This window comes from Gordonia gummivorans, from assembly GCF_022513585.1.
Lineage (GTDB): Bacteria > Actinomycetota > Actinomycetes > Mycobacteriales > Mycobacteriaceae > Gordonia.
The window spans coordinates 86,278-111,004 of record NZ_JAKWBF010000008.1 but is presented as its reverse complement, the minus strand read 5'-3'; the positions used below and the strand labels follow the sequence as shown (position 1 = coordinate 111,004).

The 24,727-nt window shown below is 66.4% G+C and carries 20 protein-coding genes; 13 read left to right on the top strand and 7 right to left on the bottom strand.

Annotation, left to right across the window (positions count from 1 at the left end; translation table 11 throughout):
• The first annotated feature begins 4 nt into the window (after positions 1-4).
• The 4 genes from MKW15_RS08410 to MKW15_RS08395 all read left to right on the top strand — a co-directional run bounded on the left by MKW15_RS08410 (position 5) and on the right by MKW15_RS08395 (position 2,748).
• Entirely contained in the window at positions 5-682 is a 678-nt protein-coding gene (locus MKW15_RS08410; protein WP_240857145.1) for an urease accessory protein UreF, read from the top strand.
• A 42-nt stretch (positions 683-724) separates the two neighbouring features.
• A complete protein-coding gene (gene ureG, locus MKW15_RS08405; RefSeq protein WP_240857144.1) occupies positions 725-1,405 on the top strand; it encodes an urease accessory protein UreG in 681 nt (226 codons plus the stop codon).
• Between the two features lie 7 nt (positions 1,406-1,412).
• Positions 1,413-2,120, top strand: coding sequence for an urease accessory protein UreD (locus MKW15_RS08400; protein ID WP_240857143.1), 708 nt, complete (start codon positions 1,413-1,415; stop codon positions 2,118-2,120).
• Between the two features lie 322 nt (positions 2,121-2,442).
• Positions 2,443-2,748 (top strand): hypothetical protein, encoded by a 306-nt coding sequence (locus MKW15_RS08395; RefSeq protein WP_240857142.1) that lies wholly within the window; start codon positions 2,443-2,445, stop codon positions 2,746-2,748.
• Positions 2,749-2,775: 27 nt separating this feature from the next.
• Here MKW15_RS08395 and MKW15_RS08390 read toward each other — a convergent pair whose 3' ends face one another.
• On the bottom strand, positions 2,776-4,230 hold the full coding sequence (locus tag MKW15_RS08390; RefSeq protein ID WP_240857141.1) for an NAD(P)/FAD-dependent oxidoreductase: 1,455 nt from the start codon (positions 4,228-4,230) through the stop codon (positions 2,776-2,778).
• 120 nt (positions 4,231-4,350) lie between these two features.
• Positions 4,351-4,974 carry a GNAT family N-acetyltransferase gene (locus tag MKW15_RS08385; RefSeq protein ID WP_240857140.1) on the bottom strand — a complete coding sequence of 208 codons (624 nt, stop codon included), beginning with the start codon at positions 4,972-4,974 and terminating at the stop codon, positions 4,351-4,353.
• A gap of 145 nt (positions 4,975-5,119) precedes the next feature.
• Between MKW15_RS08385 and MKW15_RS08380 the strand changes: the two genes are divergently transcribed.
• From MKW15_RS08380 to MKW15_RS08365, 4 genes are read left to right on the top strand one after another with little or no spacing between them, the layout of a single operon-like run.
• Positions 5,120-5,569, top strand: coding sequence for an acyl-CoA thioesterase (locus tag MKW15_RS08380; protein WP_240857139.1), 450 nt, complete (start codon positions 5,120-5,122; stop codon positions 5,567-5,569).
• A 12-nt stretch (positions 5,570-5,581) separates the two neighbouring features.
• The gene (gene recC / locus MKW15_RS08375; RefSeq protein WP_240857138.1) at positions 5,582-8,986 is read left to right on the top strand and encodes an exodeoxyribonuclease V subunit gamma; all 3,405 of its coding nucleotides are present in this window, start codon (positions 5,582-5,584) and stop codon (positions 8,984-8,986) included.
• On the top strand, positions 8,983-12,411 hold the full coding sequence (locus tag MKW15_RS08370) for a UvrD-helicase domain-containing protein (protein WP_240857137.1): 3,429 nt from the start codon (positions 8,983-8,985) through the stop codon (positions 12,409-12,411). Before recC ends, MKW15_RS08370 begins: the two co-directional genes overlap by 4 nt.
• Entirely contained in the window at positions 12,408-14,336 is a 1,929-nt protein-coding gene (locus tag MKW15_RS08365; RefSeq protein WP_240857136.1) for an AAA family ATPase, read from the top strand. The genes MKW15_RS08370 and MKW15_RS08365 overlap by 4 nt, the downstream gene beginning before the upstream one ends.
• A gap of 421 nt (positions 14,337-14,757) precedes the next feature.
• Here the strand turns inward: MKW15_RS08365 and MKW15_RS08360 are convergent, their stop codons facing one another.
• Positions 14,758-15,513: a PIG-L family deacetylase gene (locus MKW15_RS08360; protein WP_240857135.1), complete on the bottom strand. Its 756-nt coding sequence runs from the start codon at positions 15,511-15,513 to the stop codon at positions 14,758-14,760.
• A gap of 211 nt (positions 15,514-15,724) precedes the next feature.
• Between MKW15_RS08360 and htpG the strand changes: the two genes are divergently transcribed.
• The 3 genes from htpG to MKW15_RS08345 all read left to right on the top strand — a co-directional run bounded on the left by htpG (position 15,725) and on the right by MKW15_RS08345 (position 20,034).
• Entirely contained in the window at positions 15,725-17,728 is a 2,004-nt protein-coding gene (htpG, locus tag MKW15_RS08355; protein WP_240857134.1) for a molecular chaperone HtpG, read from the top strand.
• Positions 17,729-17,871: 143 nt separating this feature from the next.
• Positions 17,872-18,741: a hypothetical protein gene (locus tag MKW15_RS08350; RefSeq protein WP_240857133.1), complete on the top strand. Its 870-nt coding sequence runs from the start codon at positions 17,872-17,874 to the stop codon at positions 18,739-18,741.
• Between the two features lie 114 nt (positions 18,742-18,855).
• A complete protein-coding gene (locus tag MKW15_RS08345; protein WP_240857132.1) occupies positions 18,856-20,034 on the top strand; it encodes a hypothetical protein in 1,179 nt (392 codons plus the stop codon).
• A 14-nt stretch (positions 20,035-20,048) separates the two neighbouring features.
• Here MKW15_RS08345 and MKW15_RS08340 read toward each other — a convergent pair whose 3' ends face one another.
• Positions 20,049-20,993, bottom strand: coding sequence for an N-acetylglucosamine kinase (locus tag MKW15_RS08340; protein WP_240857131.1), 945 nt, complete (start codon positions 20,991-20,993; stop codon positions 20,049-20,051).
• 17 nt (positions 20,994-21,010) lie between these two features.
• On the bottom strand, positions 21,011-21,454 hold the full coding sequence (locus tag MKW15_RS08335) for a hypothetical protein (protein ID WP_240857130.1): 444 nt from the start codon (positions 21,452-21,454) through the stop codon (positions 21,011-21,013).
• A 115-nt stretch (positions 21,455-21,569) separates the two neighbouring features.
• Between MKW15_RS08335 and MKW15_RS08330 the strand changes: the two genes are divergently transcribed.
• Positions 21,570-22,046, top strand: coding sequence for a nitroreductase family deazaflavin-dependent oxidoreductase (locus MKW15_RS08330; protein WP_240857129.1), 477 nt, complete (start codon positions 21,570-21,572; stop codon positions 22,044-22,046).
• Positions 22,047-22,052: 6 nt separating this feature from the next.
• Here MKW15_RS08330 and MKW15_RS08325 read toward each other — a convergent pair whose 3' ends face one another.
• Positions 22,053-22,880 (bottom strand): crotonase/enoyl-CoA hydratase family protein, encoded by an 828-nt coding sequence (locus MKW15_RS08325; protein ID WP_240857128.1) that lies wholly within the window; start codon positions 22,878-22,880, stop codon positions 22,053-22,055.
• Between the two features lie 156 nt (positions 22,881-23,036).
• Here MKW15_RS08325 and MKW15_RS08320 point away from each other — a divergent pair, with 156 nt between their 5' ends.
• Complete coding sequence (locus MKW15_RS08320; RefSeq protein ID WP_240857127.1) at positions 23,037-23,696, top strand: PaaI family thioesterase; 660 nt, start codon at positions 23,037-23,039, stop codon at positions 23,694-23,696.
• A gap of 44 nt (positions 23,697-23,740) precedes the next feature.
• Here MKW15_RS08320 and MKW15_RS08315 read toward each other — a convergent pair whose 3' ends face one another.
• Positions 23,741-24,676 (bottom strand): helix-turn-helix domain-containing protein, encoded by a 936-nt coding sequence (locus MKW15_RS08315; protein WP_240857126.1) that lies wholly within the window; start codon positions 24,674-24,676, stop codon positions 23,741-23,743.
• Between the last annotated feature and the right edge of the window lie 51 nt (positions 24,677-24,727).

Below are 24,727 nucleotides of genomic sequence, written 5' to 3'. Positions count from 1 at the left end.
CGACATGACTTCCGCAAACGCATCTCGCGACACCGGCCGGTACGACAACTCGCCACTGGCGATGATGCTCACGCTCGCCGACTCGCGACTGCCGGTGGGTGGCCATGTTCATTCCGGCGGGGTGGAACAGGCCATCAGCGATGGGCACATCCGCACCGTCGACGACCTCTCGCGCCATCTGCACCGTCGGCTTGCGACCACCGGCCTGGTCGCCGCGTCGATCGCGGCGGCGGTGGCCGACGCGACCATGGACGTCCCCACCGCGATGCGTGAGATGGACGCGCGCACACCGTCTTCCGCCGCAAGGAAGGCGTCCTACGCGCAGGGCCGCGGGATGCTGCGACTGGCCCGCCGAATGTGGCCCGACACCGAGTGGGCCGAGCACACCCCGCGCACCCATCATCCGGTGATCGTCGGCTCGATCGGATCCCTGTGTGCGCTTTCGGGTTTCCACACCGCGCTGATCCTGGCGTACACGACCACCAGCGGGGCGGCCACCGCCGGACAGCGTCTGCTGGCGCTCGACCCGGCTGACGTCGCACTCGTCATCGCCGATCTGGGTGTGGCCTGCGAGCGCATCGCGGCGCAAGCAGCTGTCGAGCCGGCCGACCTGTCCGACCCTACGATGGACGTGTTCGCCGAACGGCACGAGCGTCGCGCCATGCCCCTGTTCACTTCCTGACCGAGTCTCGACCGACGGACAACCAACGCAGAGGAGAACCCCATGCCCCCGCATCTGATGGATGGCCAGCCGCATTCGCACGACCTCGACCGCCCCCGGCGACGTCGCGAACCCGGTGAGGCGCTGCGCGTCGGGATCGGCGGTCCCGTCGGCGTCGGCAAGACCCATCTCGTGGCGGCATTGTGCCGCGAACTCCGCGACCAACTGTCGGTAGCCGTGCTCACCAACGACATCTACACCACCGAGGACGCCGACTTCCTCCGACGGCACGCTGTGCTGCCCGACGAGCGGATCGCCGCCGTCCAGACCGGCGGTTGTCCCCACACCGCAATCCGCGACGACATCACCGCCAATCTCGACGCGATCGACGACCTCGTCGAGAAGAACCCGCCGCTCGATCTCATCCTGGTGGAGTCCGGCGGCGACAATCTGACCGCGACCTTCTCCACCGGGCTCGTCGACGTCCAGATCTTCGTGATCGATGTGGCGGGCGGCGACAAGGTGCCGCGCAAAGGTGGTCCGGGCGTGACCTACTCGGACCTACTCGTCATCAACAAGACCGACCTCGCCGAGCGGGTGAATGCAGACCTCGACGTCATGCGCACGGATGCCGAACGGGTCCGTGAGGGACGGCCGACGGCGATGATCTCGTTGACCGAGGACCCGACCGCGGGCGACGTCCTGGCGTGGGTCCGGACGCAACTCGCCACGGTGTCGGCCTGAGGGGATCATGCAGACCGAGGTGACGATCACCGCCCGGCCCGACAGGTCACCGCGGATCACCGCAACGGGCGCGATCACGGTGCGTCAGACCGGTCGTCACACCATCCACCTCGTCGGTGCAGCGGCCACCCCGCTCGGTGGCGACGACATCTCCGTGCGGGTAGAGGTCGCCCCGGGCGCCCACCTCGAGGTGCGTTCGGTCGCCGCGACGATCGCGTTGCCATCGGTCGGGCGTGCCGATTCGACCGCCCGTTGGGAGTTGACGGTCGGCGAGGGTGGCCTGCTCGTCGTCGACCCGGAACCGACGATAGTTGCTGCGGGTGCGCAGCACAGGTCCCGGATGATCGCCCATCTTGCATCCGACGCCGCCGTCGCGATCCACGAACGCGCGCAGATCGGTCGGCGATCGGTGGATCGGCAAGTGGTCGATGCGGGTGGTTCGTGGCAGGGCGCTCTCACCGTCGACCTCGACGGTGACCCGCTACTGCGTCATCAGACGGTCATCGGGGAACATCCCGGGGTCCCCACCACGCACCGGGCATTCGGAAGCGTGTTCCGGTTTCCCGACACCCGCGGCGACGACGTCGACCCGAACGAATTCGTGGCGCGCCTCTCCCTCGCCGGTGGCGGCACCCTGACGACAGCGCTGGCCGACACCGCCGCCCGGTGCCGGACACTGTACGACGCCCTAGACACCCGAGCCGTCCTCACCTGACCCGGCATCCAGCCTTCTGACCTGCGGAAACGCGACACCCTCACCGCTCCCTGAGGTGCGAGCGGAGCTCGAAGGGCCTGGCGAGCCGACGACGTGGGTCGCTGACCCGAAGAGTTAGGTGACCAGCCTTCTGACCTGGGGGAACAGGATGCCCTCGTGCCAGCAAAATCTAGGGGAAGAGTTTCTTCCCCGGGTTTCACAGTCGTCCGCCAGAAATTTCCGGGGGAGGACACCAAGGGTAGGGGACGAACTCTCTTCCCCTAGTTTATTGGGGGCGCGTGTGCCTGCATTGCGTTCGACGCAGGGCGAAGACCGCCGATCGGTGACTGAGATCGGGCCTGTCAGCGTCGGCTTCCGGCATATTCCCGAGGACCCCGCTGCGGGGCCCGATCTCAGCCATCCGACGCGGCGACCGCTCGATTCGGGTAAGAGTTGCCGACCGCAGAGTCGCCTGGTGGGCATGTCGCAATTGCAGAAACCGCGTGTCTGGTCAGAAACCCGGGCGCACCAGCGGTTTCTGGCCACACCGAAGGTTTCTGGCGACGATTGCGGTTTCGGCGACGGGGCCACACTCTCCACGATCGCCGACGACGTCGGCGGGTGGGTCGCTGACCCGAAGTCCTGGTGACTACCTTGCTGACCAGTGTGGACCGGATCAGCTGGCCTCGGCTTTTTCCTCAGCCGGCTTGGACTCATCGGCTTTCTCGGGTTCCGGGGTCGCCCCGGCCGATTCCGCCTCGGTCTCCTCGATCGACTTCTTCTCGAGTTCACTGAGCTGGCCGATCGCGGTACGCGCGTAGACCTGCTGTTCGGTGACGGCCAGCTGCGTGCGGCCCTTGGTGGTGAACGCGAAGAACCAGTTGACGAGCGTGTTCAACCGGTTCCGGAAGCCCACCAGGTACACGAGGTGCAGGGCCAGCCAGCCGAGCCACGCGAAGTAGCCCTCGGTCTCGAACTTCTTCTTGGTGCCCGGGATCGGGACCTGCATCACCGCGCTGAACCGGGAGATGGTGGCCATCGAGCCCTTGTCGTAGTAACTGAACGGCTTGCGCTCGTCGGGGGTGTGGCCCTTCAGCTCGGCCTTGATCGCGTCGGCCGCGTAGCGTCCGCCCTGGATTGCGCCCTGCGCCACGCCGGGCACGCCGTCGACGGCCATCATGTCGCCGACCACGAACACGTTCGGGTGACCCGGAAGTGAGAGGTCGGGCTGCACCTTCACGCGGCCCGCACGGTCGAGTTCGACGCCGGATTGCTCGGCGAGCTGCTTGCCCAGCGGGCTCGCCTGCACGCCGGCCGACCACACCTTGCACTGCGATTCGATGCGACGGGTGGTGCCGTCCTTCTCCTTGACGACCAGGCCGTCGTAGTCGAGATCGACGACCATCGCGTTGAGCTGGATCTCCACACCCATGCGCTCGAGGCGTTTCGCCGCCTTGCCGCCCAGCTTCTCGCCGAACGGAGGCAACACCGCGGGCGCTGCGTCGAGCAAGATCACCCTCGCCTCGGTGGGGTCGATGTTGCGGAACGCACCCTTGAGGGTCTTGTCACTCATCTCCGCGATCTGACCGGCCAGTTCGACGCCGGTCGGCCCGGCACCGACCACCACGAAGGTCAGCAGCTTGGCGCGTTCGGCGGGATCGTCGGAGAGCTCGGCCTGCTCGAATGCGCCGAGAATGCGGCCGCGCAGTTCGAGCGCATGGTCGATGGTCTTCATACCGGGTGCGAACTCGGCGAAATGATCGTTCCCGAAGTACGACTGGTCGGCTCCGGCCGCAATGACGAGGTCGTCGTAGGGAGTGACCGTGACTCGCTCGAGTAGCCGCGACGTGACCGTCTTGGCCTCGAGGTTGATCTCGAAGACATCGCCGAGGTGTACCCGGGTGTTCTTCTGCTTGCGCAACACGACGCGGGTCGCCGGTGCGATCTCACCCTCGGCGACGATGCCGGTCGCCACCTGGTACAGCATCGGCTGGAACAGGTGGTGGGTCGTCTTGGCGATGAGGGTGACGTCGACATCGGCCTTGCCCAGTCGCTGGGCAGCGAACAGACCGCCGAAGCCGGAGCCGATGATGACCACACGCTTACGGGAGTGCGGGGTTGGGCTGCTCACGAGAACATCTCCTCTGGCTCGAATCGTGGGACTCGATCGTCGCGGGCGGATCCGTCGCGATCACGCCGCACAACCACTAACGGTAGTCAATGATGCTGGGTTGTTCGCGTCGAGCACCACTCAGGCGGTGAGGTCGGTCGAACCGGACCATCGCGAGGTGAAGAATGTCCACTGGGCCCGGACGATCTCGTACTCGACTTCGGCCTGATCGAAACCGCCATCGGCCAGGAAACCCAGGACCGACGGGGGTGGGGACAGCTCGTCGAAACGCTCGTCGGAGACATGGATGGCGGCGAGGCTCATGCCCAGCTTCTCCATCACGCGTCGTGAGCCCACGTTGATCGCCATGGTCCCGGCGAAGACCCGTTCTGTCCCGAGGTGGCCGAAAGCGAAGGCGAGAACCGCACGCGACGCCTCGGTCGCAAGACCTCGGCCCCATGCCGCACGTCTGAGCCGGTAGGAGAGCTCCAACTCGGTGCGGTTGCTGTGGCGTGGCGTCCGCAACGACACCCACCCCAGGAACGACGACGACGCCGGATCGACGATCGACCACATTCCGGTCCCGTGCGCGACGCGTTCTGCCTCTGCACGAGGCAGCACCCATTCCTCGATCACCGCGCGGGACGTCGGTACACCTGCGCTGACATACCGCATGACCTCGGGATCGCCGTCGAGGTGAACCAGATCCTCGACGTCGTCGGGGCCCAACGGTCGCAGGCGGGTGCGCGGCGTGTCGATGTTCACGTTCGTCCCCTGCCCTTGATGCTCCCCGCGCGTGAGTGTACGACCTCGTGAGACGTTGTGACCCGTCGTTCGCGTACGGGTGTGTCGGACTGCTGGTGTCGGGGTTGGTGCGATCGTGTCGGCCGACGTCGCTAATGTGCCAAGGGTGGCCGACGACTACCACCTCGACATTCCGCTGCAGCTGCGCTGGGGCGACATGGACATCAACAACCACATCAACAACGTGCAATTTGCGCGCTTGTTCGAAGAAGCTCGGGTCCGATCGTTCGCGGACTGGCTCCCGCAGCGGCCCGAGGGTTTCTCGATGCTGGTCGCGAGGCAGGACATCCAGTTCTCGGCACCTCTGGAATACACGGCCGAGCCGATCTGCGTGCGCAGTGCGGTGAGCCGAGTCGGTACGTCGTCGTTCGTTATGGCGCTGCGCCTCTTCGACGATCGGGGAGTCCTGTGCGCCTCTGCGGAGACGACGATGGTCGTCATCGATCCCGCATCCGGCCGACCGAAACCGATTTCGGACGATATGCGCGAGATGCTCGGCGGCCGTCTCGGAGAGCCGGTGGCCTTTCACGCGAGCCGGTCCACGACCGTCAACTGACCGCCGACGAACATGCTGTTTCTGCACCGCGCGGAGCGAACAGACACCCTGGCCGACGCACTGGCCGATCTGATCGCAACACCCCTCGCCGACCCCATGCAGGCGGAGATCGTGTCCGTGCCTGCGGTCGGTGTCGAGCGGTGGCTGCAGCAGCACCTGGCCCGCCGCCTCGGCTGCGGACCGTCGAATGCCGACGGCATCGCGGCCAACATCGACTTCTCGTCACCCTCGCACCTGGTGGACACGATCGTCGCAGCGGTACAGGGCGACGCGGCAACCGAACCTCGGTTGCCGGTCGACGAGCCGTGGCGTGCCGCAGCCCTCGTCTGGCCGGTCTTGCGAGTGCTCGACCGCCGGATCACCGACCCCGCGCTGGCCGTGATCGCGCGACACATCGGCGCAGGCGACGACGCCTCGCCCCGCGTCGGACGCCGGTTCGCCACTGCCCGGCACCTGGCCGATCTGTTCGAACGCTACGGACGTACCCGGCCGTCGATGGTCGCCGCCTGGGCGAACGGACGCGATGAAGACGGCGCCGGCGGCCCCATCGCGTCCGACCTCAAATGGCAGCCCGACTTCTGGCGCGCTCTGCGTGACGAGATCGGCCGGCCGCATCCCGCGGAATCGTTACCGCAACTGTGTGAACGTCTCCGCGACGATCCGGCCGCGGGTGGCCTGCCCGAGCGGTTCTCGATCTTCGGTCCCACCCGGATCACCGAGGAGTTCCGTCAAATCATCGTCGCGGCCTCGCATCACCACGACGTGCACCTGTTTCTGCCCCATCCGAGCCCCGCACTGTGGGACGCACTGGCAGCGGTCGTCGATCCGGACGCCACAGCACCACCACGACGCACCGACCGTCCCGAGGTGCCGGTCGGGCACCCGCTGCTCGCGAGCCTGTCGCGCGACGTGCAAGAACTGCAGGCCCGGTTGCTCCCGTCGGCCGATGAGGACATCTATCATGCCGCACGCAGCGCAGCACCCCGGACACTGCTCGGCGCCCTGCAAACCGGCCTTCGCGACGATCGGCTCGAAGATTCTGCAGTACAACCGGATTCGTCGGTGGAGATTCACGCATGTCATGGTCCCGAGCGTCAAGTGGAGGTCCTCCGCGACCGCTTGCTGCATCTTTTCGCCGCCGACCCGACCCTGCAGCCTCGCGATGTTCTCGTCATGTGTCCCGATGTCGAGACCTTCGCGCCACTCATCCGCGGGGCCTTTGGACAAGCAGGCTTGTCGCATCCCGCATTCGCGCTGCGCGTCCGACTCGCCGACCGCACGATCCGCCGTGTCAATCCCATCCTCGACGTCGTCGCCGCGGTCGTCGAGCTTGCGGCCAGTCGAGTGAGAGCGGGAGAAGTCATCGATCTCATCGGGCACGAGCCCGTTCGGAGGCGGTTCGCCTTCACCGACAGCGAGGTGGACCGCCTACGAGAATGGTTGGCCACCGGGAACATTCGATGGGGGATCGACGTCGATCAGCGTGCTCGGTTCGGCCTGGCCGGATTCGGGCAGGGCACGTTCGAATCGGGCCTCGACCGGATCACGCTGGGCGCAGTGGCCGAGGAACAAGACGGCGAGTGGTTGGGCACCGCGCTGCCGCTGGCCGGGGTGGAGAGTACCGAGATCGACCTCGCCGGCCGGTTCGCGGAACTGATGGCACGCCTGTCCGCGGTTCTGGACGAACTGAGCGGAAGCGCTCCGGCAGCCCGATGGCGCGAGGCGCTCATCGACATCGTGGACACCATGACGACGACCGACCCTGTCGATGATTGGCAACGCGCACAAACGATCCGGCTGATCACCGAGGCATTCGGCGAAGACCGCGACAGCGACAACGGGGACGCGGCAACGCTGCTGCGCCTGCCCGATGTACGCGATCTGATCTCGGCCCTGGTCGCCGGACGACCGACGCGATCCAATTTCCGCACCGGCGAACTGACGGTCTGCACGATGGTGCCCATGCGCTCGGTACCGCACCGGGTCATCGTGCTCCTCGGCATCGACGCCGAGGTCTTCCCCCGTGTCCAACGAGTCGACGGCGACGATGTCTTGGGCACAGATCCGCTTGTGGGCGAACGCAACCCACGCGACGAGGACCGCCAGTGCTTCCTGGACGCGATGTGCGCGGCAGGCGAATCGTTGCTGGTGTTCTACAGCGGCGCCGACCCGGTGTCGGGCCGACGCATCCCACCTGCCGTCGTGGTGAGTGAGTTGGTGGACACCGTCTCGACGCTGATCGACGCCGATGAAGATCCGGTCCGGCATCACACGCTTCATGGATTCGATCGGCGCAACTTCATCGCGGGTGCGCTGCCGGGTGTCGCCGCGCCGTTCAGCCACGATGCCGCCCTGCTCGAGGGTGCCCTTGCCCTGCGCAACCCGACCGAGGCGACCCGCCCGATGGCAGCGGCCGAGCCGCTCGACGAGGCGGCCGCCGATCCGGCGGAGACCGACATCGATCTCGACGCCCTGATCGACTTCCATGTGGATACGATTGCCGGCTTCCTGCGGCAGCGTCTGGGCACCCGAGTACCGAGAGAAGAACGCGCACACGACGATCAACTCGACGTCGCACTCGATCCGCTGGAAGCCTGGGGTATCGGCGACCGGTTCCTGTCGCGGATGCTCACCGGCGCGACCATCGAGGAGTGCCAGGCCGCGGAACTACGACGAGGTACGTTGCCGCCCTTCGCATTCGGAACTCGAACCCTGTCTCGGATCTCTCAGGTCGCGCAGAATCTGCATCAGGCCGTCGCGGATGTGCGTACCGGATCACCGGCGATGCTCGACATCGACGTCACGCTGCCGGACGGGCGCCGAGTATTCGGAACGGTCCCGAATGTGTTCGGGACGCGACTCGTCACGGCCACCTACTCGCGGCTGAAGGCGAAAGCTCTGATCACCGAATGGATTCGGATCGTCGCCGTCGCTGCCGGTGCGGCGTCGGGCAGTGTTCCCGCGGGACGCATGACCACCGGAATCGTCGTCGGACGCGCCGTCGGCGGTGCAGGTGCCGCCCGCGTGACCTTCACCCCGCCTGACGACGCCGTCGCGACTCTGCACGATCTCGTCCGGATTCGCGACGAAGGGCTGCGCACGCCGCTGCCGCTGCCGCTGGACGCGGCGCAGGCATTCGCCCAGCACGACGCAGGCGGCCGCCGACGTGAGTGGGGACTGCGTGCGGCAGAACGAAGCTTCGCCGATCGCTATGGTGCGCATCGCGATCCGAGTGTCCGGCTGGTCCTCGGCGGGGACGTTCTGGCGACCGTCGCCTTCGATGACGTGATCGTGCGTCGTCCTGCGGACGCAACGGTTGCCGACGCCCTCGACCTCGACCCGGAGGAACCGCTGTTCTGCGGTCTCGCCCGCCGAATCTGGCAGCCGCTGCTCGAGCGCGCGGAAGGGATTCGATGAACGTCCCGGCCCCCTTCGACGTCACCGAGAGTCTGCCCGATGCCACCACCGTCCTCGAAGCGAGTGCGGGCACAGGCAAGACGTACGCGATCGTCGGACTCGCAGCACGACAACTTGCCGATGGCGTGCCCATCTCCCGGATGTTGCTGGTCACCTTCAGCCGTGCGGCGACCGCCGAACTGCGGGAACGCATGCGCGAACGCGTTCGTGGTCTCCTCGACAGACTCGCCGATCCCGAGGCCGCACGCTCATCTCCTGATCCGTTGGAACGTTTGCTTGCGACCGGAACGGAAGACGCCGTGCGATCGCGCCGTGACAATCTCGTGCGGGCATTGTCGGATTTCGATGCATCCACCATCGCGACCACTCACACCTTCTGCAATCGGATGCTGGAAACCCTGGGCTTCCTGGGCGAACGCGAAATGGTTTACCAGATCGTCGAAGAGGTCGACGATCTCACCGACGAGGCCGCTCTCGATCTCTACCTACGCGGGTTCTCGGCAAGCGACGCACCGGAATTCACCTTCGAGCAGGCCACGAACATCGCGCGGTCGGCCGTGCGGCAGCCTGCCGTGACCTTGGCCCCCGACCCCACCGAACTCGACACCGGCCGGGCGGCCGGACGAGTAGCGGGGATGCGCGTCCGATTCGCGACCAAGGTGCGTGAGATCGTCGAATCCCGCAAACGGACGTCGCGGTTGCGCACCTACGACGATCTGCAGACCATCCTTCACCGGATCATCACCGACAAAGACGTCGGTGAAGCAGCGTGTCGCCGCATCCGGAACTCATTCGACGTGGCTCTCGTCGACGAGTTCCAGGACACCGACCCCCTGCAATGGGAGATTCTCCGGCGATGCTTCCACGGGACCCGCACGTTGATCCTGGTGGGCGATCCCAAGCAGTCCATCTACGGCTTCCGCGGGGCAGAGGTGCTGAGTTACCTCTCCGCGGTCCGATCGGCGGACACCCTGCGAGTCCTCGATACCAATCGACGGTCGGACGGGGCACTGGTGTCGGCGCTGTCCACCCTGTACGGCGGCGCGACGCTCGGCCATCCCGACATTGTCGTGCGCCCCGTCGAGGCCGCCTTTTCCGGCTCCCGTCTGCACTCTGCGGCGAGCGCCGTGTGCCCGTTGCGGATCCGGGTGTTCACCCGGCAGGACTTCAGCTCCCTCAACTCTTTCGGAGTGCCCTCCGCCCCGAACGCGCGCAAAAGCGTCATCGTCGACGTGGCCGACGACATCACCGCCACACTGACCGCCGGACTCACCATCGAGGTGGAGGGCGAGCGACGGCCGGTCGAGCCGGGCGACATCGCGGTTCTCGTCCGCTCGAACAAAACCATCGAGCCGTTGCAGGCCGAGCTCGCCCAGCGCGGGGTCAACGCCGTCATCGGGTCGGGGTCGACGGTGTTCCAGACGATCGCTGCACAACACTGGTTGTGGGTGTTGCGTGCGATCGAGCAGCCCTCGCGCCCTGATCGGGTGCGCTTGGCGGCACTCACCCCGCTGCTCGGGTGGACCCCACAGCGGCTGGCGCACGACGCCGAAGCGGGGACCGCCGAACTCGGTTCCGAATTCGCCGCACTCGGTCACCTCCTGACGCAGGCGGGCTTCGCTGCGATGGCCCAGCGGCTGATCGCCGCGCAGCAGGTGTCCGCACGGGTACTCGGAATTCACAACGGTGAGCGGCTGCTGACCGATCTGCTGCAGGTGTCGGCGCTGTGCAACCGGCACGTCGTCGAATCCGGCGAGGGGATCAGCGGTCTCGTCGAATGGTTGACGGACCGGATCGCCGACACGTCACGCCGGCAGCGCCACGAGGATCAGAGTCGCCGCCTCGATCGCGACACCGATGCCGTCGCGATCATGACCGTGCATGCCAGCAAGGGTTTACAGTTCCCGATCGTGTACGCGCCGTTCGGGTGGGACGGAACGTGGATCGACGACGACGGCGACCTGACCTACCACGACGACGACGGCGACCGGATGCTCGACGTCGGAGGACCCGCGGCGCCGGGTCGAAACGACCGGCGAGCACGGTATGCGTCCGAGGTCGCCGGGGAAGATCTCCGACTGCTGTACGTGGCTCTCACTCGCGCGCAGTCGCAGGCGGTCCTCTGGTGGGCTCCCACCGCGACCACCCCGACTGGCCCGCTGCATCGGTTGATCTTCGGCCGTGCGGACGCGGGCCGCGACGACGACGGTCACACGACGGAGCCGACCTGGACCGTCGCGCAGTCCGTGGACGTGCCCGACGACCATCAGTGTGTGGCCGTGATTCGGGAACTCGCGCAACGTAATCCGTTGATCGAGGTGTCCCCGGCGGGTCGGCCGACGGGTGTCGAGCGATTGCCCGACGCCGATGCCGAGCCCGAACCCGACCTGGCGGTCGCGGCGTTCGAGCGACCGATCGATCAGGAGTGGCGCAGGACCTCGTACTCGGCGATCGTCGCCGCGGTGGGACACGCCGACGTGCCCGCGCCGATCCCGCACGGGAGTGCCCAGGTGCAGGCCGCGATCCAGACCGGCAGCGAAACCGACGGCGCCCGCCTCGACACGGCTCTTGACGACGAACCGGTTGCCGCAGACCTCGATTACACGGCGGAACCCGAGTTCGCTGACACGACCGCACTGCCTGGAACGCCTTCGCCGATGTCCGGTCTGCCCTTCGGCGCGAGCTTTGGCACCCTTGTCCACGAGGTACTCGAGTACGTCGACACCTCGGCGCCGGACATGCGTGCGCATGTTCGCGAGTTGTGTGCGCGTTCGGCGGATGTGCGGGGCGGCGCCGTCGATCTCGACGTGTTGGCGAACGCCCTGTCCGGTGTGCTGACAACTCCGCTCGGCTTCGGCGATCTGTGGTCGATCAAACCCCGAAACCGGTTGTCGGAATTGGATTTCGAACTCCCGCTTGGTTCCGGGGAAACGGCCGACGGTGGTACCACCGTCGGCGCGATAGCCGACCTCATGAGGCGTCATCTCGCCGCTGACGACCCGCTGCGGCCGTATTGTGAAGTGCTGGGACAGCTTCCGCGGCACCGCCTGCGGGGGTATCTGACCGGCAGCATAGATTCGGTGCTGCGCACTTCCGACGGCCGGTTCGTGGTGGTCGACTACAAGACAAACCGACTCCGACCGGGTGACCTCGTCGTGGAAGACTTCGATTCCGACGCCATGGCCGCCGAGATGATCAAGTCCCACTACCCGTTGCAGGCTCTCCTGTATTCAGTTGCGCTGCATCGATATCTGCGATGGCGACTCGCCGATTACCGACCTGCAGACCACCTCGGTCCGGTCCAGTACCACTTTGTCCGCGGAATGGCGGGTCCCGACACCCCGCCTGGCTGTGGTGTGTTCGAGTGGAAGCCAGCCGTGCAGTTGATCACCGACATCTCCGACGCATTGGCCGGTGACCGATGAACGGGGGCGCATCGGCGTCGCACCACGACCAGCGCGCACGCTCTACCGGCGACCTCACCCGGGTCGTCGGCGCGCGCGGCATCCTGGGTCGCTGGAACGACGCAGGTGTGCTCGCCCCAGCCGACGTGCACATCACCGAGCGCCTGGTTCGAATGTGCGGAGAACGACTCTCGGACCCCGCGCTTCTCGGCACCGCGCTGGCGATTCGGGCAGTCCGACTGGGCTCCACCTGCCTCGCCCTCGACCGACTCGACGATATTCCCGACGATCCGTCCCTCGCACTGCCACCCCGAGAAGAGTTGATCACCGAGCTGCTCGACAGTCCGCTGGTGGTCGGTACCGACGCTGGTCCGCTCCGACCGTTGGTGCTGATGACCTCCGACGACGGCCCACTCCTGTACCTGCAGAAGTACTTTCGTCAGGAACAAGCAATCCGGGACATCCTGCACACACGATCACAGAGTGCGCCCGAGGTGGACCAGACACAATTGCGCACAGCCGTCGGCGAGGTGTTCGGTAAGCCGGATTCGTCTGATCACGAGGCCGGCGACCTGCAACGGCACGCGGCTGTCGTGGCGGCCACGCGCTGGACCACGATCCTGGCCGGTGGGCCGGGAACCGGCAAAACCTACACCGTCGCAAGAATTCTCGCCGTCCTGCGAATGGTGCACGGCGGTGGACTCCGGGTCGGCTTGTGCGCGCCGACCGGCCGTGCCGCCGCACAACTCCAGGCATCGGCGTCTCTACGAGACGATGGCCTCCCGTCGGGTGCTCCACCACAGGCGGTGACGGTGCATTCGCTGCTGGGGTGGTATCCCGGCTCGAATCCGCGGTTCGGTCGGGGACACTCGCTTCCCCACGACGTGATCGTGGTCGACGAGACCTCGATGCTCTCGATGACGGCGATGAGCCGCGTCCTCGAAGCGGCGCGGCCCGACGCACGGGTGATCTTCGTCGGCGACCCGCACCAGCTGGCCTCCGTGGATGCCGGTGCGGTTCTCGCCGACCTCGTGGAACGAACCGGCGCCGCTGACGGGCCAGACAACGAGGTCGGTGACGGAGTCATCACGCTGCGCCGCGAGTACCGTTTCGCCGGCGGGATTGCCGAACTGGCCGCGGCGGTGAACGCCGGTGATGCGTCGCGGGTCCTCGACCTGCTCACCGACCCCGGGCTGGCCGACATCGAACTCGTGGCACCCGACGCACTCGAGGCCACACGGCACGACGTCATTTCGTGGGGCGACGAATTGCGTACCGCTGCGCTGGCCGCCGACGCGGATGCGGCGGTCGACGCGCTCGATTCACATCGGGTTCTCTGCGCTCACCGGGAGGGATTCTGGGGGGTCCGCGGCTGGTCGCGCCGGATCGCCGAATGGCTCGGACACGCCGATGGCGACGGCGTCGGATGGTATGCGGGACAACCGATCCTGGTGACCGCCAACGATCGGCAGACCAGGACGTTCAACGGCGACACCGGTGTGGTCATCGTCGACCCGGGAACCCCTGGCCCGCTCGCTTCGCTCCCGGCGCCGGGTACATTCGGCCCGCTCGCTTCGCTCCCGGCGCCGGGTACATTCGGCCCGCTCGCTTCGCTCCCGGCGCCGGACCGTTCCGACGCGTTGCGGGTGGCCTTCCGACGCGGCAGCGAGATCCGGATGCTGCATCCCACCGCTCTCGCGGAGGCAACCACGGTGCACGCGATGACCATTCACCGCAGCCAGGGCAGCCAGTTCGAGCGGGTGACCGTGGTACTGCCGCCGACGGGTTCGGAACTGCTCACGCGGGAACTCCTGTACACCGCCATCACCCGGGCACAGAAGGCCGTCCGCATCATCGCGACGCCCGATGTGGTTCGAGCGGCGGTGGATCGGCGGGTGCAGCGGGCCAGCGGTCTTCGCTCGCCGGTCACGCCACTGACTCGATGAGTTCGGTGACTAGCGCTCTGACCTGCACATAAGCGTCCACCACCCCACCGCTCTCTGAGGTGCCCGAGGCGCCGGCCGAGGGATGCCTCGAAGGGCAGGTGAACGGGCCACGTCAGCGAGGCGCCGGGCCACTGAAAGTCGGGGAAGGTTCTTCCCCTACTTTCTGCCCCTGCTTGTTGAGTCGTCCGCGAGAAAATTCGCGGGGAGGACTCCAGGGATAGGGGACGAGTTTCTTCCCCTATTTTTCGTGGATCATCGTCGCCGCGCCGCGCTCCACGGCCCTCTTCCCGCCTCCACGATCGCCGCCGCAGGCGGCGCGTGGGTCGCTGACTCGTTGAGTTCGGTGATGGGCTAATTGATGTCGGGTGTGTGGTCGTGTGAGCGCCGAGCGTGCTTCCCAAGTCGACGATCGTCAACGCGATCAGACCAGGTCGCACCCACCGGGTACCAGGTCGCGACGTTGATAGTTCTCCGATCCGAGCAACCGCCCGCGGATGTCGTCGGGCAGCGACATGAACATCGCGATCGTTCGGCTGCGGTCGATCTCGGTGCGGTGGGCGGAGATGGCTGCCGACTTCTCGGCGAGGAAGTCGGTCACGTCGATCGAGACGTCGATCGCGTCGGCGGGAGTGCCGGGCAGCTGTTCTCGTGGCACTGTCGGAAACAGCAGCGCCGCTATTTCCTCGATCATCCACTCGGCGATGGTGGCGAAGTACAGCGACTTCACCTGCCAAGCCGGACCGGAGCGTCGGTACAAGGTGCCGCACGCGGCAGCGTCGGCCGCGGCGCACGCGAGGCGGTGCGCGTGGACATGGTCGGGATGTCCGTAGATCCCGAACGCGTCGTAGGTGACGATCACGTCGGGCCGGAGTGCGCGAATGTGTCCGGCAAGCGCCCGAACCTGTTCATCGAAGGGAGAGAAGCAGAACCGCTGTGTGTCGGGGGCGGACTCCGGGACACGGTCGTCGGCATATCCGAGCATGATGGGGGGTCGGGGCATCTTCAGCGCGGTGACCGCGTCGAGGAGTTCTCGGGCCCGCCGGGTTCCGTCGGCCCAGGTGCACATCACCAGATCCACCTCGCCACCTGCACTCGCGTGACGTGCGATGAGTCCCCCGGTCCACATCGATTCGTCGTCGGGGTGCGCGTGCACGCAGAGCAGTCGAGGTGCGCCCATCCACCTGGCTTCCTGTTCGGTCGGCCCGGCCTGCAGCGGCGAACGGAGCCGAGTAGCACCTTCAGGGTAACGGGTGATGCGACGGCCAGTCCTGGTTGTTGTGACGGTGCCGTGAGTCGGTTCCGGTCGTCTCGGTAAAGTCGGAACCCGTCAGATAGGAGTCATCGTCGACGGCTCGGGCGGCGATGAGCGGTACAGGTGGAGGTCGGAGATGACGACTCGGTCAGAGGTTCACGAATTTCAGGCGGAGACCCGGCAGTTGCTGGATCTCTTGGTGCACTCGGTCTATTCCAACAAGGACAGCTTCCTGCGTGAGCTCGTCTCCAACGCGTCAGATGCGCTGGACAAGGTTCGCCTGGAGTCACTGCTCGATTCGGACCTCGACGTCGACACCACCGATCTGCACATCACGCTCGACCCCGACGCGCAGGCACGCACCCTGGTGGTGTCCGACAACGGCATCGGCATGTCGCGGGAGGACGTGATAGGCCTGATCGGCACTCTCGCGCGGTCGGGCACCGCCGAGTTGCGGCGCACGCTCGCCGAAGCGAAGCAGGAGGGTGACACGGGGGCGGCCCAGGAGCTGATCGGCCAGTTCGGTATCGGCTTCTACTCGACCTTCATGGTCGCCGACAAGGTGACCCTCGTGACGCGCCGTGCGGGGGAGTCGGTCGGGACCCGCTGGGAGTCGGCGGGTGATGGCACTTACACGATCGACGATGTCGACGACGCCCCGCAGGGCACGTCGGTCACGTTGTCGCTCAAGCCGGTCGACACCGATGACCACCTGTACGACTACACCGACAAGGCCAAGCTCCGTCAGCTGGTCAAGAAGTACTCCGACTTCATCGCGTGGCCGATCCGGATGGACGTCGAGAAGACCGTCCCGATCGCGAAGGACCCCGACGCGGAGGATGACGCCGACGCGGACGATGCGCAGGAGCCGCAGACAACCACGGTGACCGAGACCGAGACCGTCAACTCCATGAAGGCTCTTTGGTCGAAGTCGCGGGACGAGGTGTCCGACGACGAGTACCACGAGTTCTATCGGCATGTGGCCCACGCGTGGGACGAACCGCTCGACATCATCACGCTGAAGGCCGAAGGCACCTTCGAATACCAGGCGCTGCTGTTCATCCCGAGCCAGGCGCCCTTCGATCTGTTCATGCGTGAACGCACCACCGGAATTCACCTGTACGTCAAGCGCGTCTTCATCATGGACGACTGCGCCGAACTGATGCCGGAGTATCTGCGGTTCGTCAAGGGTGTGGTCGACGCGGCCGATCTGTCGCTCAATGTCTCGCGGGAGATCTTGCAGCAGGATCGGCAGATCCGGGCGATCCGTCGTCGCCTCACCAAGAAGGTGATCTCGACCGTCGGCGACATGCGCGCATCCCGGCCCGACGACTACCGCACCTTCTGGGAGAACTTCGGCCGCGTCTTCAAGGAGGGGCTCGTCAATGACGTCGACAACCGGGATGCCCTGCTGAAGGCGTCGGCGTTCGAATCCACCCATTCCGAGGACGAACTGACGTCGCTGGCCGACTACGTGGGCCGGATGCGCAGCGGCCAGGACACCATCTACTACATGACGGGTGAGTCGCGACAGCACATCGTGAACTCTCCGCACATGGAGGCGTTCAAGGCCAAGGGCCTCGAGGTGCTGGTCCTGCACGACCCTGTCGACGAGATGTGGGTGACCGGCGGCGCGGAGTTCGAGGGCAAGACGTTCCAGTCGGTGGCCAAGGGCGCCGTCGATCTCGACGACGACTCCGACGAGGCGGATTCGTCGGCCAAGGAAGAGCAGAACAAGACCTTCGAGGGCCTGCTCGACTGGCTGGGGTCCACCCTGTCCGACGACATCAGCGAGGCGCGCTTGTCGACCCGGCTCACCGAGTCCCCGGCGTGCCTGGTCGGCGACACCTTCTCCATGTCCCCACAACTGGAGAAGCTGTATCGCGCTTCGGGACAACAACTTCCGAAGTCCAAGCGCGCACTCGAACTCAATCCCGACCATCCGCTCGTGGTGGGGCTCAACAACGCCTATGCCGGCGGTGAGCCGACCGAGCTCGCGGACACTGCCAAACTGATCTACGGCATGGCGTTGATCGCGGAGGGCGGCGAACTCGACGATCCCGCGGAGTTCGCCAAGTTGCTCGCGGCGCAGCTCACCGGCTCGGTGACCGGGGCCTCGACCGCCGGCTCCGACTCCTGAGCGCACCCGAGATCCCACCGACCACCGACCCTGTCGCATCGCGACGGGGTCGGTGGTTTGTCGGTTCGAGGCCCGTCGTTCTCGGGATCGCAATCGGTGTCACGGTTCTTGTGGTGCTGGCTCTGGTCATCACCCTCGTGCTCGTGACCAGGGACGATCAGCGATCCGACGGGATGCCGCGCTCGCCGCGCGATGCGGTACAGAGCTACCTGCAGGCGCTGGCCGACGCCGACGCCGACCGGGCCCGCGCGGTGACGACGCCCGCCCCGTCGACTGCGCTGCTCGGCGGCGACGTGCTGCGCCGACAGCGTGACCTCGCCCCGATCACCGACATCGAGGTGTCCGAACCAGTGTCCGACGGCGTCGTAAGCGCTCGCTACCGCATCGGCGATCGCCTCGCGGAGGTCGGTTTCCGTACGGTGGCGGCCGGCGGCGGCTGGCTGGTGTCCGACGGTGTGCTCGAACTACGTGTGGCCCCCACGCGTGTTCCGCACCCGACGCTCTTCGGCACCGAGATCACCGCGAACGTGCCGGTGTACGTCTATCCCGGACCTCGCGAGTGGGGCAGCAGAGATCCCTACGTGGGCGCGAAAGATGCTGACGGCCAGCCATTTCCAGTGGGACCGCAACCACCGTCGACCGTTCGCCTCGATCCGGAGCTCACGGCCGCCGGGCATGCCGCCGTCAGCGAGGCCGTGCAACGTCATCTCACCTATTGCGCGGGTTCTCGAGAACCGGATGCCGCGGTGGACCGACCGGGGTGCCGGCAGCACCTCAATCGTTCGGCCGTGCCCGGCACGGTGCGGTGGACTGCGCCCAGCGATACGACCGGATTGTTCCGGACACTTTCGACCGCGTCGGTGACGACGGTCGATGTGGCGGGAGCGGTGTCCTGGCAAGCGACCTACACCCCGTCCTACGCCGCCGACACAACACGGACCGCGGTCAACGACGACTACCTCGTCGGCTCTGTTGATCTGACCGCGAAGCCACCCTTGTTCACCGAGGGATAGCGAGCATCGCTCGCGTGACACGCCCGCCGTCATTCGGTCGGGGGGTGCCGAGGTGAAGGGGAGGTACGCGTCAGTTATCGTGGCACGATTGCTGATTGCGAGGGGGAGTGTGGCATGACGAATTCAGGTGGATACGGCGGCGGATTCCAGCCGGTCGACGGCGGGTACGGTCCATCCGGTGTACCCGGCCAACCGCAGCCCGGGTACCCGAACGCGGGTCCGACCCAGCAGTACCCGACGGCTCCCCAGTATCCGGCCGGACAGCAATACGCGGCCACCGCCACTCATGGTGTCGCAGGCCCCGGTTTCGGTCCGCCCGCCGGGCCCCCACCGCCGCCCAAGTCCAACAAGAAGATGCTGGGCTTGATCATCGGTGGCGTGGCAGCGCTGGTTGTGGTCGTTCTGGTCGTGGTGACCCTGGTCCTCGTGCTCGGCGGCGGCGAGGACAAAGCCGGGTCGGCCAAGGAAGCGGTCAGCACCTACCTGCACGCTCTTGCCGACGGTGACGCCGAGAAGGCACTCAGCGTGGTCAAGACCCCGCCGACCACCACACTGCTGACCAACGAGGTACTCAAGCGCCAGCAGGACATCGCGAAGATCACCGACATCAAGGTGTTCGACAGCAACGGCGGCCTGGTCAAGGCGACGTACAAGTTCGGCACCAAGAACGCCGACGTCGACATCCTGGTCAGCAAGTCCGGTGGCGAGTGGCAGCTGACCAACGGTGCGCTGGAGATCAACACCACCTACCTCCGGATTCCGCAGCCGACGTTGTTCGGGGTCGATGTCTCGAACGACAGCAAGGTGTACGTCTTCCCGGGCCCGCTGGTGTGGGGTTCGAAGAACCAGTACATCGCCGTGAGCAACCCCGCCTCGGGCGATTTCCCGCTCGGACCTGAGGGCTACGTCTCGATCAGCAGTACCGAGGTCAAGGCGACGCTGAGCGAATCCGGAAAGACAGCCGTCTCGAACGCGGTCAACACCTACCTCACCAACTGCGAGGGATCGCGTCAGATGGATGCATCCATCGACAAGCCGGGTTGCGAGCAGGAGTCCTACTCGAGCGCCAAGCCCGGTACCGTCCGCTGGACCAAGCCCACCGACCTGTCGCGCCTCGATGCCAGCCTGGGTTACGACAACGACCTCAAGGTGAGGGTGTCGGGCATCGTCGAGTGGGGACTCACCTATGTGCCCACCTACGACGACGCTCCGCGCAACACGACGTCGAGCGACTACATGAGCGGCAAGGTGGACCTCACGCAGAACCCGCCGACCTACACTGCCGGGTCCTGAGTGGTGCTGTTCGTTCATGGACAGGACCACTGAGCTGCAGCCCGCGCAACGGACGCGGTGAGGGCATGTTCGGGAGGAAGCGCCAGTAGTAGGTCGACGCCATCGAGACTGGTGCCCAGCGGGGCGCCAACGGTGGCGCCGGGTGCTCGCCGGATCATCTCGTCGGCAAATGTCTCGCGGATGAGGTCGTTGTGCGACAGCACATTTCCCATCCAGCTGATCCGTGCATCCCGCCCGGACGACCATCCGCTTCGGTGCAGTGCGGCCGACGCGGAGGTCGCCAGTTCGGCGGCGGCCCGGCGACAGATGTCGATGGCCGTCGCATCGCCGCCGCGTGCCGCGTCGTCGACCTGCGTGGCGAAGCCGGCGATGCGCGCCACCCGGTCCGGCGCCCCCTGCAGGCTCATGTACAACTCGGGCAGCGGCCCGAAGGTCTCGACCGCGCTGTCCTCGAGCGGTGAGGGTTCAGTCCGACCGTCGAACGATCGCAACGCGGCGTCGATCCCCGCCCGTCCGATCCAATACGCGCTCCCGGCATCGCCGACAAGGTGACCCCAGCCGTCGACGCGCCACGTGCCCGCCGGCCCGACGCCGAGTGCGACGACCCCGGTGCCGACCGCGCAGGTCACACCGTCGGCGAAGCGGTTCGCGGCGAGATATGCCGACACCGAGTCATGTGCAAGGACGACGGCGGTGATCCCGAGGTCCGACACCATCGCGAGTAGCGAATCCGGCCGTGCGTAATCGGGTGTCAGACCCGATACACCCGCTGCGAGTGCCGACACCGGGCCCGACGAGGGTGCCAGCACCGTTCGCGCGATGGCGGCGACCTGCTCCACGACGGGCCGATCGGTGTACACCGGCTCGGCATCATGATCGTCGTGACCGTCGGACCTGTGTACACGTACGCGCGTGCCCGTCTGCCCGGCGTCGATGATGATGCGCGAGCCTGCAGTCATGGCTCGACGCTAGCGTGTCAGGCCACCTCGCTGATCGTCTTCGGCATCGTCACGAGGGTCGCGTCGTTGGCGCGGTGGATCGGATGCAAGGACACGCGATGGCGGGCGCCGGCCTCGGCCAGCATGTGCGCCCAACCCTCGTCGCTCGTGCTGATCCCGTCGACGCCGGGCCGCGTCAGCAAACACGCCACCGACACCGATCCGTCGACGGTTGCGATCTCGCCCAATCGGTTCATCAGGAGGTCGGCGAGCCGGGCGTCGGGCGTGGCGGGCAGGTCGAGCTTGTTGGCGGCCGGAATGATCCGGCAGTCGTCGTCGACGAACACGAACCAGAGCAGGCGCTCGGAGAAACCCAGAGGTCCCATCAGAGCTCGCCAACGTTGACGAAGCTGTTCGGTGCCGTGGAACGGCTCGGTGACGGTGTCGATGTGCGGAATCGGGGTGTGTTCGGTGAATGTCATGGACAGATCCTCACGGCCCGAGGGCGCCAACCCGAGAACTCCATCCACAGGAGGCAGTCGCTGTGGAACGTCGGGTTGACCAGCGGTCGGTCGTGCGCATGCCAGACTGGTATCCGTGAACCCGTTGCGCGCCACCGCGGTGAAGATCGGATCAATTCCGTGGATGCCCACTTATCTTCCGCAGATCGTCAAGTGTGACAGCGCTTTACAGAAGCTCACCGGGCATCGTGTGGGATTGCTCGACATCGCCACCTTGCCGAACATCACCATGGAGGTCGTCGGCAGATCGAGCGGGGTCGTCCGGACGACTCGTCTGCTCGCGGTACCCGACGGGGACGACTGGGTGATCGCCGGGTCGTACTTCGGTGGTCCGAAGATGCCGCAGTGGGTGTTCAACGTGCGGGCCGCCGACACCGTCGAGATCTCGAGGCACCGACGATCCTGGACTGCGGTTCCGACCGAACTCGACGGCCCCGACCGCGAACAGGCATGGCAACTGTTGCGGGCGGTATGGCCGAATTTCGACCTCTACGAGCAACGCACCGACCGGCGAATCCCGGTGTTTCGACTGCGGCCGGCGGAACCCACCTGAGCGGCGTTACTCGCCGGTGAACTCGGGTGCGCGCTTCTCGAAGACTGCGGTGATGGCCTCGGTCAGATCGTTGCTCGGCAGGAATGCCGAGTTCCACGCCGCGACATAGCGCAGGCTGTCATGGACGGCGGCACTGCGCGTGTGGTCGAGCACCGCCTTGATGCCGTGCACCACCAGGGGCGGATTCGTGGCGATCTGGGCGGCGGTCTCCCGGGCGAGCGCGAGAACCGCGTCCTGGTCGTCGGCCACGTCGTTGACGAGTCCGATCTTCTCGGCGCGAGCAGCGTCGATGTCCTTGCCGGTCAGTGCCAGTTCGCGCAGGTGGCCGTCGTTGAGGATGAGCGGCAGACGCGCCAAACTGCCGACGTCGGCGACCATGCCGACCTTGACCTCACGAACGCTGAACCTGGCGTCGGCGCTGGCATACCGGATGTCAGCAGCGGCGATGAGGTCCACACCACCACCGATGCACCACCCGGAGATCGCGGCGATCACCGGCTTGCGGCAGTCGGCGACCGCGGTGATCGCGTTCTGCAGTCCGCGCAAGCTGTCGAGGAACTCGGTCCGCGGTCGCGCCTTGGCTCCGTCGGCGAGCACCGACGACAACGTGCCGCCCATGGCGACGAGGTCGAGTCCGTACGAGAAGTGTCGTCCAGAGCCGGTGAGGATGACCGCGCGGACGTCGTCGTCGGCGTCGAGCTGTCCGAACAGTTGAGGCAACTCGCTCCAGAAGTCCGGGCCCATGGCGTTGCCCTTGCCCGGCCCGGTCAGGGCGACTTCGGCGATGTGGTCGGCAACGGAGACCTCGAACGCTTTCCACGCGTGTTCACTCATGCGGCTGAGACTACCCGGCGCACTATGGCGACCTACATATGGGTGGACCGCCCGCGCGGTCGATCGAGAAGGCCTGTTACAACCGAGTGAGGTTTGGTGAGTCAGTGACGTTGGTGAGTCGGCGTGATACGGCTCGAGGCGACGAGGAGTGCCCGTATGAGCGGCTATATCCAGGAGGACATCGATCCGGAGGAGTTGCGGCACCGCACCGACACAGCGCGAGCGCTTGCCGATCGAGTTCGCGATCTCGTGTCGGCAACCGTCGTCACCGACGTCGACGACGCAGCGATCGACGACGCGCAGCGTCACATCGAGGCCGCCACCGCGATCCTGTCCGCCCGACGACTGCCCGGGTCGTTCGGGGTTCGATTCAACTCCGACTCGACCAAGCGGGCCTGGGGAAACGCGGTGGTGGGGGAGCGGAACCCGTTAGCTCCTCCGGTGGAGCTCGTTCACGAAACCGATTGCAGCTGGGCAGAATTCGCGCTAGGCCCACAGTACGAGGGGCCGGCGGGACTGGTGCACGGCGGGGTGATCGCCATGATCCTCGACCAGGTGTTGGGTTCGGCTGCCGAGCATGCCGGGTCGCCGGGCATGACCGGGACCCTGACCATCCGCTACGTTCGCGGCACGCCGCTGGGCGAGGTGCGGGTCCAGGCCAGCCTTGATCGGGTGGAGGGGGTCAAGTCGATCGTGACCGGGACTCTGAGCACCGCCGACGGGGTCTGCGCCGAGGCGGAGGGCATCTTCATACTCCCGAAATGGGCGCGCGGCAGGGTTTCCGAGCAACTCCGCAAGTCCGTGGGTGAGGGCTGACCTCACCGAATGGTCAAACGCTACGGATCAACGCGGCCCGGCCGTCATCGGAACCCTCCGGATTGCTTGCGGTGCCACATGATCGGGTCTGGATCGAGTCCGGAGACGTCGACCCCTGCGTCGTGCAGCATCCAGCGGACGAGTTGTCGTCGGTGTGCGGAAAACGTCAGCACGTGGGCGACGATCTGCGACAGCAGGAACGACTCGGGTGGTTCGCACAGGGCGTCGACGATACGGTCCTGCCATGCGCCACGGCGGTCGATGTCCCGGATCAGGGCGAGCCAGCGTGCAGCGATGTCTTCATGGAGGTCGGTGAGTGCTGCGACATCGTCACGGGTGTCGGTCGACATCGCGCTACCCTCGATACTCGACAACCACGGAGCCTTGTCGCTGACGAGGTGAAACATGACCTCGCACAGTCGTTCTTCAGGTCCGCTCCAGGCGAGCACACGATGTTCCGGCAGACGCTTGCGTCGGTACTCGGTGTCGTCGAGAGCCTTCGCTGCGTCGAGCAGTATCGCGGTGTCGTCGAGGTCGTGTCGGACCATCATCATGGTGACGTTCCCGGCACCCTCGGTCACCGCGGTGCCGTTGTCGACGTACAGCACTGTCGGGGAATGGAAGTGGATGCCGTTGGGCGCGTCGAGCCAGTGGCCGCGCTCGCCGAGTGGGGGAATGCGGCTCGGACTGTGGCCATATGCACGAGTGAAGGCGCGTGCGAAGCCGTCGACGGATTCGTAACCGGCCGCGAATGCGACATCGGTGACCGACTCTTCGCGCTGCAACCCCCATGCTGCCCGTTCGAGCAACACCCGCCGGCGCAATGCAACCGGCGATTCACCCGCGCCACGATTCACCTGGCGGCTGAAGTGAAATGACGACGAGTACGCGTCGCGCGCCATCTCGTCGAGACTGTCGTTGCCGTCGGCGAGGACAGCGTCGAGGAGCTCGCGCAGCCGGTCGTGCGGTGGTGGCGTCATGCATCGAGTATGCGACTCGAACGGCCGCGCAGGCCCGACCGTTCTTGCCCT